Raw genomic sequence first — 16,307 nt, forward strand, 5'->3', positions numbered from 1 at the left:
GTTCTGAATCGTATCCGTCGCACGACTGCGCACGGTGCGCCGGTCGTCTCATCCTGTGCTCCGGCCTTGACCCGGGCACGGGGCGCGCATTAGGACGTTCCGGTGAACAGCGCCAACGTCGCCGCGCCCGAAACGGGCGACCGCATCCTGCGCAAGGTCGCGGTCCGGCTGATGCCCTTCCTCTGCCTGCTGTACTTCATCAACTACCTGGACCGGGTGAACATCGGATTCGCCGGGCCGAACGGGATGAACGAGGAACTGGGGCTGACCGCGACGGCGTTCGGCTTCGCCTCCGGGATCTTCTTCCTCGGCTACCTGGTGCTGGAGGTGCCGAGCAACCTGGCGCTGCACCGGTTCGGCGCCCGCCGGTGGCTGGCCCGCATCATGATCACCTGGGGCGTGCTGGCGACGGTCCTCGCGTTCGTGCCCAGCGCGACGGCGCTGATCGTGCTCCGGTTCCTGCTGGGCGTCGCCGAGGCCGGGTTCTTCCCCGGCATCATCCTGTACTTGACCTTCTGGTTCCCCGCCGCGCAGCGGGCGAAGGCCGTCGCGCTGTTCATGGCGGCGGTGCCGGTCTCCAGCGCGATCGGCGCGACGGTGTCCAGCGTGCTGATCGACGCCGGGCACGGGGTCTTCGGACTCTCCGGCTGGCGGTTCATGTTCCTGGTCGAAGGCGTGCCCGCGATGCTGCTGGCGGTGGCGACCTGGTTCTACCTCACCGACCGGCCCTCGGAGGCGAAGTGGCTCACCGAGCAGGAACGGGAGTGGCTCACCGGGCAGCTGGCGGCCGAGCAGGCCGAGACGGAGAGCAAGCACCACTGGACGCTGCGCAAAGCGCTCACCCATCCGCGGATTCCGGCGCTGGCGTTCGTGTACTTCGGGATCTCCTACGGGCTCTACGCGCTGGGCTTCTTCCTGCCTACGATCATCGACGGCTTCGAGCAGCAGTACGGCACGAACCTGTCCACCGTGCAGTCCGGCCTGGTCACGGCCGTGCCGTACGTGATCGGGGCGGTGGCGATGGTGCTGTGGGCCTCGCACGGCGACCGCACCGGGGAGCGGGTGTGGCACGTGGCGCTGCCGATGCTGCTCGGCGGCGTGTGCATCCCCGTCGCGCTGTACCTGGGCAATCCGTACCTGGCGATGGCGGCGGTGACGGTGTGCGCCGTCGGCGTGTGCGCCGCGCTGCCCACGTTCTGGGCGTTGCCCAGCACCTTCCTGTCCGGGTCGGCGGCCGCGGGCGGCATCGCGCTGATCAACTCGCTGGGCAACATCAGCGGGTTCGCCGCCCCGTACATCACCGGCGCGCTGCGGGACGTCACCGGCTCGCAGCGGGCCGGGCTGTGGGTGGTGGGCGCGGTCATGGTCGTCGCGGCCGGAGTCGTCGTGTTCCTCCGCGCCGCCCCGTCGACCGGCGACGACAAGGACTGAGAACGCAACGGGGGCCTTCCGTGCTCGGAAGGCCCCCGCGCTTCGCAGCGGCGGTCAGGGACCGCCGACGTCATGTCGTCGTGTCAGCGGCGGCCGATCTCCCCGCCGTCCGCGCGCCACACCGCCGCCACCGACGGACGCGGCTGCGAAGTGCCGCCGTCCGGCCAGTGCGAGGTGGGGTGCTGGGCGTCCTCGGCGTCCTCACCCGGGTGCTGCACGTTGACCGTGATCAGGTCGTCGAACACGACGGGACCGCAGGTCTCGGCGCCCACCGGCACGGTGAGGAACTGCTTCACCTTGCCGCGTTCCGGCCCCTCGACCGGCACCGCGAACAGGCCGTCGTTGGAACCGAGCTCGTTGCCGTCGGTCGTGATCCACAGGTTGCCGAACCGATCGAAGGTCACGTTGTCCGGGCACGAGATCGGGCTGACCTGCGACTTGTCGAAACCGCCGAAGTAGGTGCCCGGGTCGTTCGGGTCACCGCAGACCAGCAGCAGGTTCCACCGGAACGCGGTGCCGGTGGTGTCGTCGTCGAACTCCAAGATGTGCCCGTGCTTGTTGCCGACCCGCGGGTTGGCCTCGTCGGCGGGCGCGTTGTCCGCGGAACCGCGGTTGGAGTTGTTCGTCAGCGCGCAGTAGATGCGGCCGTTGACCGGGTTGGGCTCGATGTCCTCCGGGCGGTCCATCTTCGTCGCGCCGACCGCGTCGGCGGCGAGCCGGGTGAACACGTAGACCTCTTCGGCGGTGAAGCCCGGCACGAAGGATTCCGTGCCGCCGGCCAGTTTCAGCCACTCGCCGGTGCCGTCGAAGTGACCGTCGGCGGGCAGCTTGCCGGTGCCGTCGATCTCGCCTGCCGGGCTGTTGCCGTTGAACTTGGCGACGTAGAGGGTGCCGTCGTCGAGCAGCGCCGAGTTGTGCCGCCGCGCGTGCGCGCTCTTGCCCGGCTTGATGCGGCCGTTGGAGACGAACTTGTAGATGTAGTCGAAGCGCTCGTCGTCACCGGAGTAGGCGACCACCCGGCCGTCCTCGGCGACCTTGATGTTGGCGCCTTCGTGCTTGAACCGGCCCAGCGCGGTGTGCTTGATCGGGGTCGATTCCGGGTCGTTCGGGTCGATCTCCACGATCCAGCCGAAGCGGTGCGGTTCGTTCGGCTCGCGCGAGACGTCCCAGCGCTTGTCGAAGCGCTCCCACTTGCGCTCGGTCTCACCGGTGCCGACGGCGTAGCGCTCGTAGCGCTCGGTGGCGACCGGGTCGGTGATCAGCTCGGAGTGGCCGAAGTACTGGTGGAAGTTCTCCTCGCCGGACAGGATCGTGCCCCACGGGGTGACGCCGCCCGCGCAGTTGTTCTGAGTGCCGAAGACCTTGGTGCCGGTGGGGTCGACCGAGGTCTTCAGGTAGTCGCTGCCCGCGGCGGGTCCCCGCACCTCGAACTCGGTGTTCAAGGTGATGCGCCGGTTGTACTTGCTGGGCTTCGGGGCGAGTCCCTTGCCGCGTTCCTTCTCCACGTACACCACGGACAGGCCGTGCGCGGCCCACGAGATGCGGACCTGCTGCTCGGTCGGGTTGTTCTCGTCGTAGTTCGAGAACATGTGCGTCTCGGTCGTGTACTCGTGGTTGACCGTGAGCAGACCGCGCCTGCCGCTGCCGTCGAGCGGCACGAACCCGGCGAAGTCGTTGTTGTAGCCGAACTGCTTCTCCTGGGCCTCAGCGGTCTGGCCGTTGAAGTCGAACTCCGGCGCACCTTCGACCAGCGGGTCGCCCCAGCGGATCACGATGCCCTGCTCGTAGCCCTCGGGGATGGTGACGCGGTCTTCCTTGTTCGGCACGACCGGGGCGAAGTCGGTGCCCGGCACGACCCGCCCGCCGCTGGTCGCCTGTGGTGCGACGGCCGCGGCGGTGCCGGACAGAGCGGAGGCTCCGCCGACTGCCAGCGCCAGCACGCTGCCGGCCTTGAGCGCACCGCGGCGGTTGAGCACGCTCTCCACGATGTCGCCGAAGTAGCCGTTGGCGGAGGTGTTCGGTGCTTCGTGCGCGCAGGCGTTGCCACAGCGGTACTTGCAGGTCGCCGAGGCACGACGCGCCGAGTGGTTCGACAGAAGTGGGAGCGGGACGACCCGCCCGCTGTCCGGTCGGGAAGGCAAACGGACCTCCAAATGTCAGTCAGGAACAACGCGACGCTATGCCGATCAGGCGAGAGTTCCTGGACAAGAAGGTGAACAGCACCCGAAATTACGACGCTAGGTCGCTCACGATCGGCGTGGAGCGGTCATTTCGGTCGCTGAAACGCGTGACCCGCTCACTCTGCGCAATGGCGCACGCGTACCGCAAGCCCACTCCGCGACAGGAGTCAACGGACCGTCCGTCCAACGAGACTGGGCAAACGGTCCGTTCACTCGAGCCGCCCCCGGCACCCACCGGCGGAACACCGCCGATCGGGAATGAGTCAACGGACCGTTCGTCCAACGGGATTGGACAAGCGGTCCGTTCACTCCACCCCGCCGCCGTACCGGCGAGCGACATCCACCCTCGGGAACGAGTGAGCGGACCGTTCGTCCAACGGGATTGGACAAGCGGTCCGTTCACTCCACCCCGCCGCCGTACCGGCGAGCGACATCCACCCTCGAGAACGAGTGAGCGGACCGTTCGTCCAACGGGATTGGACGAACGGTCCGCTCACTCGGATCGGGGTTGGGGTCAGAACTCTTCGCCGACGGCGGCGGCCTCGGCCGGGACTCGGTGCGGGTCGTCGGTCTTGCGCAGGTCCGTGACCAGCAGGCAAGCCGAGATCACGCACAGCGCCGCCGCAACCGCGAACGGGGCGTGCGGCGAACCGAACCAGTCCGCGACGTGCCCGACGAGCGTCGCCGCCACGGCTCCGCCGAACCAGCGGCAGAAGTTGTACCCGGCGCTGGCCACCGGACGCGGCGCGTCGCTCACGCTCATCGCGGTGCCGGTGAACAAGGTGTTGAGCAGGCCGGAGGCGATACCGCTGAGGATCACCGCCACCACCACGACCGGCTTCGTCCCGATCGCCATCACCGCCAGCAGCACCGCGTAGAGCAGCACGGCGATCACCGTGCCGCCCGCGTCCCCGAACCGGGCGGCGAGCTTCGGCGCGAGCGTCACGCCCGCGACCGCAACGCACAGGCCCCAGCCGAAGAACACCAGGCCGACGGCGATCGCGCCGAACTCCAGAACGAACGGCGCCCAGGCCAGCACCACGAAGAACGCCGCCGTGTAGAACGCCGAACCGAGCGCCGTGCGCAGCAGTCCGCCGTGCTTGAGGGCGCGCAGCGGATCGAGCAGCCGCACCTTCGGCCGCTTCGCCGGGTCCTTCTCGTCCGCGGGCAGGAAACCGGCCGAGAGCACCAGCGCGATCGCCATCAGCACCGCAGTGCCCGCGAACGGACCGCGCCAGGAGATGTTGCCCAGCAGCGCGCCGAGCAGCGGGCCGGTGGACAGACCGATGCCGAGGGCCGCCTCGTACAGCAGGATCGCCGCCTGCTGGCCGCCGCTGGCCGCGCCGACGATCACCGACAGGGCGGTCGCGATGAAGAACGCGTTGCCCAGGCCCCACACCGCGCGCAGCGCCACGAGCTGCCCGATCGAACCGGCGACGGCGCAGGCGACGGTGGCCAGCACGATCAGGACGAGGCCGGTGACCACCGTCCGCTTCGGGCCGAATCGGGCGCTGAAAGCACCGGTGACGAGCATCGCGATGACCTGAACGCCCAGGTAGGACGAGAACAGCAGGGTCACCTGCTCAGGTCCGGCGTGCAGGGCTTCGGCGATGGACAGCAGGATCGGATCGACCAGGCCGATGCCCATGAAGGCGATCACGGCGGCGAACGCCGTGATCCACACCGCCTTGGGTTGGCCCTTGAAGACGTCCAGCAGCCGGACGTCGTGCGTGCCGCTCATCGGCCGCCACTCCTCGGTTCTCGAAACGGAGGTGAGCCGTTCCGCGCCTCGAGGTGAACGACCACCCTGTATTTCGTTTGCCATGCTAACTTTTTCGGGAATGTCCGGCCAGCCACCATGAGCAGCCCCACAACCGGGAAGGGTCCGTTCGACGCAGTGCACGAACGCGATCGGAGCAATTCGGCACCACCCCGCCCAACGTGCGCGGACACCGGCCCGAAGCTCCTACGATCGGCGGCGTGCAACCAGCAGCCGTGCTCTTCGACCTCGACGGCGTCCTCGTCGACTCCGAACAACTCTGGGACCGCATCCGCCGCGAAGTCGTCGCGGCCCACGGCGGCCGATGGGCCGACGGCGCGACCGAGGCCATGCAAGGCATGAGCACCCCCGAATGGGCGCGCTACCTGGTCGAAGACCTCGGCGCCCGGCTCACCGCCGACGACGCGGCCGAGAAGGTCATCGCCGAGATGGCCCGCGTCTACGCCGACGACGCCCCCGTGCTGCCCGGCGCGACCGACACCGTGCGCCGCGTCGCCGAACGGTTCCCCATCGCGATCGCCAGCTCCGCACCACCGCGCATCATCCAGGCGTTCCTGGACAGCACCGGTGTCTCCGTCGGCGCCACCGTCTCCAGCGAACAGGTCGGCGCAGGCAAGCCCGCGCCCGACGTCTACCTCGAAGCGGCCCGCATGCTCGGCGTCGCCGCCACCGACTGCGTGGCCGTCGAAGACTCCAGCAACGGCCTGCGCGCCGCGATCGCGGCGGGAACCACGGTGCTCGCCGTCCCGAACCCGCACTTCCCACCGGCCGCGGACGCCCTCGCCGGAACGCACCGCGTACTCGGCGACATCACCGAACTCCCCGCTGCCCTGGACGAACTCGGCTGAACCGCGTCCGAACGGAGCAACTTCGCCCCGCCGCGTTGACCCGGCCCTCAGGGCACGCCCTTGAGTGCTCCCCAAAGGGAGAACCGGGAGATGAGGGGCGGAGATGGATCTCAACAGGAGCGCAGGCCGGACTGCGGCGGCGCTGATCGCGGCGGGCTTGGCGAGCTCACTGCTGGCGATACCGGCATCGGCGGCGGAACCACCGGCGCCGGAGCTGCAGTGGGGACCGTGCCCGGCGGACGTGCCGACCGCGCCGTACGACATCAAGTGCGCGGTGCTGCCGGTGCCGGTGAACTACGCGGACCCGGACGGCCCGCAGATGGACCTCATGATCTCGCGGATGGCCAGCCAGAACCCGGAGCGGCGACGCGGCGTGCTGCTGCTCGACCCGGGCGGACCGGGCGGATCGGGACTGACCTTCTCGGCCGACCTGGCCAAGCAGGGACTGCCCTCGAGCGTCCTGGACGGCTACGACCTGATCGGGATGGACACCAGGGGAGTCGGGCATTCGTCACCGGTGAGCTGCGGATTCACCGAGGAGCAGGCCCGCTACGGCAACATGCCGCCCTATGCGGTGGACGACGCCGCGGTCATCGAGCGGGCCGAGCCCGCCCGCAGGATCGCCGAGCAGTGCGACCAGCACGACCAGGACGGACGGCTGCGCAGCCTGACCACCGCGAACATGGCCCGCGACCTGGACCGGATCCGGGCCGCGCTCGGTGAGCAGAAGGCCGGCTTCTACGGGGCGTCCTACGGTTCCGCACTCGGTTCCGCCTACGCCTCGATGTTCCCGGAGCGCACCGACCGGGTGGTGCTGGACAGCATCATCGGCGACACCGTCCTGGACCGGGAGGGAATGCGCCGGTACGGGCTCGGCACCGAGCAGGCGTTCCCGGACTTCGCAGCGTGGGTCGCCGAACGGCACGGGTCCTACGGCTTGGGCAGCACGCCCGAGGAAGTGCGGCGGACCTACTTCGAGCTCGCCGACCGCCTCCACGCTCAACCGGTGGCCGGGGTCGACGGCGGAATATTCCGGCTGGCCACCTTCGGCGGCCTGTTCGGCGAACCGGCCTACGGCCGCACCGCGCAGCTCTGGCAGTCGCTGCGGGACTCCGACGAGGCCGCCGTGCGCAACCAGCTCGGCGCGACCGACGGCCCGGCCGGACAGCTCTCCCCCGCGGACAACTCGCTGTCCGTGTTCCTCGCGGTGAGCTGCAACGACGTCAACTGGCCGGAGGACATCAAGACCTACCGGCACGGCGTGGCCGAGGACCGCGAGAGGTTCCCGCTCTACGGCGCGGCCACCGCGAACGTGATGCCCTGCGCGTTCTGGGCGCACGAGCCCGCCGAGCCGCCGGCGCCGGTCATCGACGACGGCTCGCAGAACGTGCTCATCGTGCAGAACCGGCGCGACCCGGTCACGCCGCATCTCGGCGCCGAGATGCTCCGGGAGAAGTTCGGGGACCGGGCGCGGCTGGTGAGCGTCGACGAGGCCGGGCACGGCGCCTACCTGAACAGCGGCAACGCCTGCGCGCTGGACGTCACCACCGCGTTCCTCGTCGACGGCGAACGGCCGGAGCAGGACATGTCCTGCGCGGCCTCGGCCACCCGCGGCGACGCGAACTGACCCGTTCCGCCGACTGCTCCAGGGCGTTCCATCCGGCCACTCCGGCCGGATGGGACGCCCCTGATCCGGGTGCGGAGGCCTAGGTGTTGAGGCGGTTCAAACAACGCTTGGCCGCCTTCGACACCCGCTCGTCGGGGTGCTCGGCGGCGACGACGCCCAGCACCAGGTCGGCCCGCGCGTCCCCGGTCCTGGTGATCTCGTCGAGGACCGCGAGCTGGTCGGGCGTGGTGTGGGTGCGGAAATCGGCGAGGAACGCGGCCGTGTCCTCGCGGGCGGTCACCACCATCGTGTCCAGCGCCACGACCAGTTCATCGCCATCGCGCAGCTCGACCTCCTGCCCGTTCGGCCGCACCCGCAGCCACATTCGTGCCGCGGGTCCGCACACCGGGTCCTCGCGCAGGTCCAGCACCGCGGCGACGCCCTCGTCCCCGGTGTGCTCCAGCAGCCACAACGCGCCGAGCCGCACCTCGGGGTCGTCGACTCGGCGCAGCAGCTCAGCCAGTTCCAAGCTCGCCGCCGCACGTCCTCTGGACCCGACCCAGGCCGCGACGACCTCCTCCACGACGTCCGGCGGGCTGCCCGGCAGCGCCAGCACCACGACCTCCGCGGGCGACTCCACGACCTCGTCCAACGTCGGGGCGATGAATCCGAACTCCCGCAGCGCGCCGTGCGCGGCCCACACGCCCAACGGCATCAGCTCGATCACCGTGTGGTCGGCTTCGCCGCCTGGCGCGAACGCTTCGATCCGCTCCAGCAGTTCCGGGAGCTCCGTGGCGTGGCGGCGCAGCATGCCCATCAGCTCCCACTGATCGAGCACCCGGACCACGACCCGCGCCACCGCCGCCCTGGTCTCCCCTTCGACGGCACCGTCCTCCGCCAGCGCGTGCGCCACCAGGCTCACGACCTGCTCCAGCGGGACCGCTTCGGTGTCGGTGTAGAGCGCGCTCAGCATCGCCTGCACCACCTCCGGGAAGGCGTCCTCGCCGCCGAGCAGCCCGTCCAGCACTTCGGCCTCGGCGTCGAGCACCTCGTCCAGCAGCACGAACATCTGCCACAACCGGGTCCACAGCACACCGGGCTCGGCCAGCAGCGCCCCGCTGATCGCGCTGCGCACCACCCGATCACCGACGACCCGGACGAGATGCACGCGCACGGCCCACTCCAGCGTCAGGCGCATGGCGGGCAGGTCGCAGCCCAGCGCACCGGCCAGGTCGCCGAACTCGTCCTTCCCCCGGCCCGCACCGATCCAGCCGTGCAGCTCCGCCATTCGCGCGACGATCCCGGTCCGCGCCGCCTCGGTGTCCGGAGTGGACTCGTCCGGCACCCGCATCGGCGGCAGCCAGTAGGCGGGCACCGGCAGCCCTTCCCGCTCCGCCCGTTCCTCGATCGCGCGCAGCAAGTCCCGATCCAGGTCGACGACACCGTCGTCCACGGACTCCACGAACCGCGCGAAGGCGCCATCGGAGCCCAGGTCCACGCCGTGTTCCCGCGCGGCCAGCGACCAGAACTTCTCCGGCCCCCACTCGGCGGGATCCGCCATCGCCGCCAGGTACTCGGGGGCGGCCCGATCGATCGCGGCGTGCAACGCGGGCACCGGGGCACTACCGGACATCAGCAGGCGCTCGGCGGCGAGGAAATCGACCCAGTCGTGCAGCAGCTCCGGCACCGCCGACCAGCGCGGCAGCACCAGGTGCCGCGGCACCACCTCCGTGAGCAGCCGCGTCACGTCGGTCGTCGTCCAGCGCGCCAGCAGCCCGTCCCGCGCGCACTTGTCGCGCAGCAGCGTGTCGACGAGGCCGGGAACTTCGGCACGCGCACCGAAGCGCTCGGACAGCTCGGCCGCGGTGGCGGCGAAGCGATCCACGTCGCCGTGCAGGAATACGGTGCGCATGAGTTCGCCCTTCGCGCGGAATGCCGACGTGATCGAGGGTAGGCAGCCCACGATGATCACTCCGGCAGCACATGCGTCGGCGTGTCGGCATGACCCTGTCGTGCTACCGCGACACCCCGCCGGACGAGGCGATTCGACCCGGACGGGCAAGGCGAATCAACGCCCCCTGCGACGAGCTCGGCGAACACGAGACGGACGATCCGCCGCACTGGCGGCCACGAACGAGAACGAAGCCGCCACCGAGTCGCGCGCGACAATTCGATTGTCCCGCCATCCGCGCCGAACTAGCGTTCCCGCCATGCGGATCCGGAAGTTCGACGAGCCCGACTGGCCCGAGGTGTGGCCGATCATCCGCGAGATCGCCCGCGCCCAGGACACGTTCTGCTACGACCCGGACCTCACCGCCGAGCAGGCCCGCGGCCTGTGGCTGGAGACGTCCCCCGGTCGCACCGTCGTCGCCGTCGACGACGACCGGGTGCTGGGCACCGCCAAGATGGGTCCCAATCGCGCGGGACCGGGAGCGCACGTCTCCACCGCGAGTTTCATGGTCGCCGCGGACGCCCGCGGGCGCGGCGTCGGAGCCGCGCTGTGCGAGGACACCCTGCGCTGGGCGCGCGACGAGGGCTACGCAGGCATGCAGTTCAACGCGGTCGTCGAGTCGAACCGCTCGGCGGTCAAGCTCTACGAACGCCTCGGCTTCACCGTGATCGGCACCGTCCCCGGCGCCTTCCAGCACCCGGACCTCGGACGCATCGGCCTGCACGTCATGTACTGCCCGTTCTGACGGCGACCGCACGGGCGAGACGGCTGCTCATGCTCCGACGTAGGCCGCGAGGTGCTCGCCGGTGAGGGTGGAGCGGTCGGCGACCAGCTCGGCCGGGGTGCCCTCGAAAACGACCCGCCCACCGTCGTGCCCGGCACCGGGGCCGAGGTCGATGATCCGATCCGCGTGCGCCATCACGGCCTGGTGGTGCTCCACGACGATGACCGACTTCCCGGAGTCCACCAGCCGGTCGAGCAGACCGAGCAGTTGTTCCACGTCGGCGAGGTGCAGGCCGGTGGTCGGCTCGTCGAGGACGTAGACACCGCCCTTCTCGCCCAGGTGAGTGGCCAGCTTGAGCCGCTGCCGTTCACCCCCGGACAGCGTGGTGAGCGGCTGCCCCAACCTGATGTACCCCAGCCCCACGTCGGCCAGCCGCGTGAGGATCTTGTGCGCGGCCGGCGTGCGCGCCGCACCGGAACCGAAGAACTCCTCGGCCTCGGTCACCGACATCGCGAGCACCTCGCTGATGTCCCGCCCGCCGAGTTGGTGATCCAGCACCGACGCCTGGAAGCGCTTGCCCTCGCACTCCTCGCAGGTGGTGGCCACCCCCGCCATCATCGCCAGGTCCGTGTAGACGACACCGGCACCGTTGCAGTTCGGGCAGGCGCCTTCGGAGTTGGCGCTGAACAGCCCCGGCTTCACCCCGTTGACCTTCGCGAACGCCTTGCGGATCGGGTCGAGCAGCCCCGTGTAGGTCGCCGGGTTGCTGCGCCGCGACCCGCGGATCGCGCCCTGGTCGACGGTCACCACACCGTCGCGCCCCGACACCGAACCTTGGATCAGCGAACTCTTACCGGACCCGGCCACCCCGGTGACCACGCACAACACCCCGAGCGGAACGTCCACGTCAACGCCGCGCAGGTTGTGCGAGTCCGCGCCGCGGACCTCCAGCGCCCCGGTCGGCTGCCGCACCGAGTCCTTGAGCGCCGTCCGGTCGTCGAAGTGGCGGCCGGTGATCGTGCCGCCCGTGCGCAGCCCCGCCACGGAACCCTCGAAGCAGACGGCGCCACCGGCCGTGCCCGCTCCCGGGCCGAGATCAACGACGTGGTCGGCGATCGCGATCGTCTCCGGCTTGTGCTCCACGACGAGCACCGTGTTGCCCTTGTCCCGCAGCCGCAGCAGCAGGGCGTTCATCCGCTGGATGTCGTGCGGGTGCAACCCGATCGTCGGCTCGTCGAAGACGTAGGTGACGTCGGTGAGCGAGGAACCGAGGTGGCGGATCATCTTGGTCCGCTGCGCCTCACCGCCCGAGAGCGTGCCCGACGGCCGGTCCAGCGACAGGTACCCGAGCCCGATCTCCACGAAGGAGTCGAGCGTGTGCAGCAGCTTCTCCAGCAGCGGCGCCACCGACGGCTCGGCCAGCCCCCGCACCCAGTCGGCGAGGTCGCTGATCTGCATCGAACACGCGTCGGCGATGTTGATCGCGTCGATCTTCGACGACCGGGCGGCCGCGCTGAGCCGCGTGCCCTCGCACTCCGGGCAGTCGGTGAAGGTGATCGCCCGGTCCACGAACGCGCGGATGTGCGGCTGCATCGCCTCCCGGTCCTTGGCCAGGAACGACTTCCGGATCCGCGGGATCACGCCCTCGTAGGTCACGTTGACGTTGTCGACCTTGACCCGGGTCGCTTCTTTGTGCAGCAGGTCGTGCAGTTCCGCCTTCGAGTACTTCCGGATCGGCTTGTCCGGGTCGAGGAAGCCCGAGCCCATGTAGATCCGCCCGTACCAGCTGTCCATGCTGTAACCGGGGATGGTGAGCGCCCCCTCGGCCAGCGACTTGTCCGCGTCGAACAGCTGCGCGTGGTCGAAATCGGTGACCGCGCCCCGGCCTTCGCAGTGCGGGCACATTCCCCCGGTGACGCTGAAGCTGCGCCGCTCCTTCACGGTCTGCCCGCCGCGTTCCATCGTGACCGCGCCCGCCCCGCTGATCGAGGCGACGTTGAAGGAGAACGCCTGCGGCGAGCCGATGTGCGGCTGCCCGAGCCTGCTGAACAGGATGCGCAGCATCGCGCCGGTGTCGGTGGCGGTGCCGACCGTGGATCGGGGGTCGGACCCCATCCGCTCCTGGTCCACGATGATCGCGGTGGTCAGTCCTTCGAGGACGTCGACGTCGGGCCGCGCCAGCGTCGGCATGAATCCCTGCACGAAGGCGCTGTAGGTCTCGTTGATCATCCGCTGCGAGTCGGCGGCGATGGTCCCGAACACGAGCGAGCTCTTGCCGGAGCCGGACACCCCGGTGAACACCGTCAGCCGCCGCTTCGGAATCTCAACGCTGACGTCCTGGAGGTTGTTCTCCCGCGCCCCCTGCACGCGAATCAGGTCGTGAGTGTCAGCGATGTGCGGCTCGGCCGTGCTGGTCACCTTGCTCATGGTGTCTCCATCCGTCGAGCGGTCCGCTCTCCACGGACCCGCCCGGCTCCCCAGATCCGGCCCGGCTTCGAACCGTGCCGCTTGTGCCCCTGCGCCCGCGCGGGCCGTGATCGCGACGCCGTGCGCAGGACCACTCACGGTACCGTCCACGCAGGTAGGCCCGTGCGCACGCGACGGAAGCCTGCGCCCGCGATCACCGTGGACCGCCGATCACGGGCAGGGGAGTTGTGCCGCCCGGTCAGGGTTTCGAACTAGGACTCGGTATCGAGTCCACCTTCACCCGGCGTGCGTGGTTCTTCTGCTCGCACCCGAGACGACGCCGTTCCCGCACGAGAACTTCGGCAAGGGCGCCGGCATCGCCACCGCCTTTTCGGACCGCGACCTGCGGACGACCTGGTACCCCGCTATTCGCGCCCGAACCGCATGGCTCATTCCGGAGCCATGTCCACGAAACGGCTGTAGTGCAGCTGGTGCGCGACGGTGATCGTGCTGGTCGGGCCGGCGCGGTGCTTTGCCAGAATCAGGTCCGCCTCGCCCATGCGCGGGTCGTCCCGTTCGAACGCGTCCGGCCGGTGAATCAGGATCACCATGTCCGCGTCCTGTTCCAGTGAACCACTTTCACGCAGGTCGGAGAGCTGTGGGCGTTTGTCGTTCCGTTGTTCGGGGCCACGGTTGAGCTGGGAGATGGCGACGACGGGAACTTCGAGTTCCTTCGCGAGCAGCTTGAGGTTTCGGGAGAACTCCGAGACCTCCTGCTGCCGTGATTCGACGCGCTTGCCCGAGGTCATCAGCTGCATGTAGTCGAGCACCACGAGCTGGATGTCGGCGCGCTGCTTGAGCCGCCGCGCCTTCGCGCGGATCTCCATCATCGTCAGGTTCGGCGAGTCGTCCACGTACAGCGGCGCCTCGCTGATCTCGCTCATCCGGCGGGCCAGCCGCGTCCAGTCGTCGTCGGTCATGCGGCCACCGCGCATGTCGCCGAGCCGGATGCGCGCCTCCGCGGACAGCATGCGCATCACGATCTCGGTTTTGCCCATCTCCAGCGAGAAGATGACGCTGGCCATGCCGTGCTTGATCGACACGGTGCGGGCGAAGTCCAGGCCGAGCGTCGAGTTGTGCGTGGGCACCATGCCCCGACCGGCCAGGTACAGGTGGTCCGGGGCGTCGACCTCGACGCAGCGCACCGGCACGCCGGGCACCTCGCGGATGTCGACGACGGAGCGCAGCGGCTGAGCCTGCTCCTGCCGAGCCTTCTTGTGCTCGGTGTTCTTCGCGGGCAGCCGGAACACCTCGTCCGCGCCGCTGTCGAAGACGAGCGCGACCCGGTCGAAGTCGCCCTGTTCGGATTCGGCGATCCGGGCTCCGCAGGTGTAGCCGAGGCTGAGCACGAGCTCGCGGACTCGCACCGAAAGCGGCTCGCTGATCTCCAGGCGCAGCGTCCCGTCGGCGCTGACCGAACCGGCCGCGTCGAGCAGACCGGCCAGCAGCGCCCGGCGCTGTTCCTCGCTGGCTCGCAGGTAGGCCAGCGGCAGGTCGTGGTCGTCCCACGCGCCGAATCGGCTGAGCGCGGCGGGGATGTCGACGCCGAAGGCGGGCTTCGCCGATTCCTCGGCTTCGGAGCGCTCCGGCTCGGCGGGCTCGTCCGGGTACTCGACGACGGCGCCGACGGTGGTGACCGCGGCCCCGTCCGATTCCGTCGCGTGGGCCAGGCCGGCCAGCTCCAGCAGTTCCCGGTCACCGTGCACCTCGCCGGAACCGTCGCCCGCCGCGAGCCACACGCCGAGCGCGTAGGGCGCCACCGGCAGCTCCTGCTGGGGCAACCGGAATCCGCCGTGCGCGGGAAGTTGCGGCCGGGCCTGCTCCGCCGCCAGCCGCGCGGTGGTCAGCACGTCGCCGTCGGCGAGCCGCCACTGGTGTTCGGCGTCGGCGACGATCACGCCGCCGTCGGAGAACTCGATCTCGTAGCAGGGGCGGTCGGTGAGCACTTCCGTCGCGCGCAGCACCCGCACCGGGCGGCCCGCCACACCGATGAGCTCGTCACCGGTCGCGACCTCGCCCATCGTGGTCCAGCCGTCGGGGGTGGGCAGCGGGGTGTCCAGCGCGAGCGCCTTGCCGACACCGGGACGCGCCGCAACGATGATCATCTGGCCGGGGTGCAGGCCGTTGGTGACCTCGTCCAGGTCGGTGAAGCCGGTGGGGATGCCCTGGGACTCGCCGCCGCGCGAGGCGATGGCGTCGATCTCGTCCATCGTGGGCTGCAGCAGGTCTTCCAGCGCCGCGTAGTCCTCGCTGGTGTTCTTCTCGGTCACGTCGTAGATGGCGGACTGCGCGCGGTCCACGACCTCTTCGATCGCTGAGCCCTCGGCGCCGTGGTAGCCGAGCTGGACGATGCGGGTGCCCGCTTCGACGAGGCGGCGCAGCACGGCCTTCTCCGCGACGATCTCCGCGTAGTAACCGGCGTTGGCCGCGGTGGGCACGCTGGCGATCAGCGTGTGCATGTAGGGGGCGCCGCCGATGCGCTTGAGCTCCTGGCGGCGTTCCAGTTCGGCCGAGACGGTGATCGCGTCGGCGGGCTCACCGCGGCCGTAGAGGTCCAGGACGCAGTCGTAGATCGCCTGGTGCGCCGGACGGTAGAAGTCGTTCGGCGTGAGCACTTCGACGACGTCGGCGATGGCGTCCTTGCTGAGCATCATGCCGCCGAGGACGGACTGCTCCGCGGCCAGATCCTGCGGGGGCTGGCGTTCGAAGCCGTGATCCCCGTTCGACGCGGGTTGAGCGCCTCGTTCGTCTGCCAACGCCACCGGTACCCGTCACCTCCGACACCGTCACCCGCCACCGCTGCGGGCGGCCTTACTGGTCGCGCGATCCAATCGGCGCCCCTCGATCGCGCTCACCGCCGGTGCGCGGGAACGGACGGCACGCCTCGCCACCTGATCACGAACCGTCACGCGCGGGCGCGCTCGGCGAAGCTAGATCGCCCGCATGGACCAAGCAAACCGAGCTGTGGACAAGCATCGGGACAACCTGTGGACACCTGGGGACAAGTTGGGGATACCTGTGTACAACTCGGTGGAACCGATGGGGACAACCTGGGGACAACCGACCAAGATCATCCGAAAAGTGCAGGTCAGCCCTTGTGGGCTACTTGTGGAAAAATCTGTTGAAAAAATCCCGGCGTGTCCCGGGGAAGTTGCCTGTTCGGCGTGTCGAGTTCAGTGGCACACGAACGACTTCTGTAATCGTCAAGCGGACGATCGGGTGATCATCGTGTCCCCTGCCGGGGCAGCTCGAAACATCCGCGAAGCAGGCGAGGGAAGCACCGGCCGAGCGATCAGCCGGCTTCCCCGCAGCACCGATCCG

Annotated in this window: 9 protein-coding genes; 4 read left to right on the forward strand and 5 right to left on the reverse strand. The window is 69.8% G+C overall.

Annotated elements, in window-relative coordinates; all coding sequences use genetic code 11:
* Nucleotides 1-102: 102 nt before the first annotated feature.
* Nucleotides 103-1,431 carry an MFS transporter gene (locus H2Q94_RS30090; protein WP_243790515.1) on the forward strand — a complete coding sequence of 443 codons (1,329 nt, stop codon included), beginning with the start codon at nucleotides 103-105 and terminating at the stop codon, nucleotides 1,429-1,431.
* Nucleotides 1,432-1,514: 83 nt separating this feature from the next.
* Here H2Q94_RS30090 and H2Q94_RS30095 read toward each other — a convergent pair whose 3' ends face one another.
* Together H2Q94_RS30095 and H2Q94_RS30100 are read right to left on the reverse strand one after the other, a co-directional pair.
* Nucleotides 1,515-3,572, reverse strand: coding sequence for a PhoX family protein (locus tag H2Q94_RS30095; protein ID WP_243790517.1), 2,058 nt, complete (start codon nucleotides 3,570-3,572; stop codon nucleotides 1,515-1,517).
* Between the two features lie 553 nt (nucleotides 3,573-4,125).
* Nucleotides 4,126-5,352, reverse strand: coding sequence for an MFS transporter (locus H2Q94_RS30100; protein WP_243790519.1), 1,227 nt, complete (start codon nucleotides 5,350-5,352; stop codon nucleotides 4,126-4,128).
* A 239-nt stretch (nucleotides 5,353-5,591) separates the two neighbouring features.
* Between H2Q94_RS30100 and H2Q94_RS30105 the strand changes: the two genes are divergently transcribed.
* Nucleotides 5,592-6,239: an HAD family hydrolase gene (locus tag H2Q94_RS30105; protein ID WP_243790521.1), complete on the forward strand. Its 648-nt coding sequence runs from the start codon at nucleotides 5,592-5,594 to the stop codon at nucleotides 6,237-6,239.
* 103 nt (nucleotides 6,240-6,342) lie between these two features.
* Nucleotides 6,343-7,866: an alpha/beta hydrolase gene (locus H2Q94_RS30110; protein WP_243790523.1), complete on the forward strand. Its 1,524-nt coding sequence runs from the start codon at nucleotides 6,343-6,345 to the stop codon at nucleotides 7,864-7,866.
* A gap of 79 nt (nucleotides 7,867-7,945) precedes the next feature.
* Here the strand turns inward: H2Q94_RS30110 and H2Q94_RS30115 are convergent, their stop codons facing one another.
* Nucleotides 7,946-9,757, reverse strand: a complete 1,812-nt coding sequence (locus H2Q94_RS30115; protein WP_243790526.1) for a hypothetical protein — start codon at nucleotides 9,755-9,757, stop codon at nucleotides 7,946-7,948.
* Nucleotides 9,758-10,055: 298 nt separating this feature from the next.
* Between H2Q94_RS30115 and H2Q94_RS30120 the strand changes: the two genes are divergently transcribed.
* Nucleotides 10,056-10,541, forward strand: a complete 486-nt coding sequence (locus H2Q94_RS30120; RefSeq protein WP_243790528.1) for a GNAT family N-acetyltransferase — start codon at nucleotides 10,056-10,058, stop codon at nucleotides 10,539-10,541.
* 27 nt (nucleotides 10,542-10,568) lie between these two features.
* Here the strand turns inward: H2Q94_RS30120 and H2Q94_RS30125 are convergent, their stop codons facing one another.
* Both H2Q94_RS30125 and dnaB read right to left on the reverse strand, forming a co-directional pair.
* Nucleotides 10,569-12,947: an ATP-binding cassette domain-containing protein gene (locus H2Q94_RS30125; RefSeq protein WP_243790530.1), complete on the reverse strand. Its 2,379-nt coding sequence runs from the start codon at nucleotides 12,945-12,947 to the stop codon at nucleotides 10,569-10,571.
* Nucleotides 12,948-13,375: 428 nt separating this feature from the next.
* Nucleotides 13,376-15,748: a replicative DNA helicase gene (gene dnaB / locus H2Q94_RS30130; RefSeq protein ID WP_243790532.1), complete on the reverse strand. Its 2,373-nt coding sequence runs from the start codon at nucleotides 15,746-15,748 to the stop codon at nucleotides 13,376-13,378.
* Between the last annotated feature and the right edge of the window lie 559 nt (nucleotides 15,749-16,307).

This window comes from Saccharopolyspora gloriosae (genome assembly GCF_022828475.1).
Classification (GTDB): Bacteria; Actinomycetota; Actinomycetes; order Mycobacteriales; family Pseudonocardiaceae; genus Saccharopolyspora_C; species Saccharopolyspora_C gloriosae_A.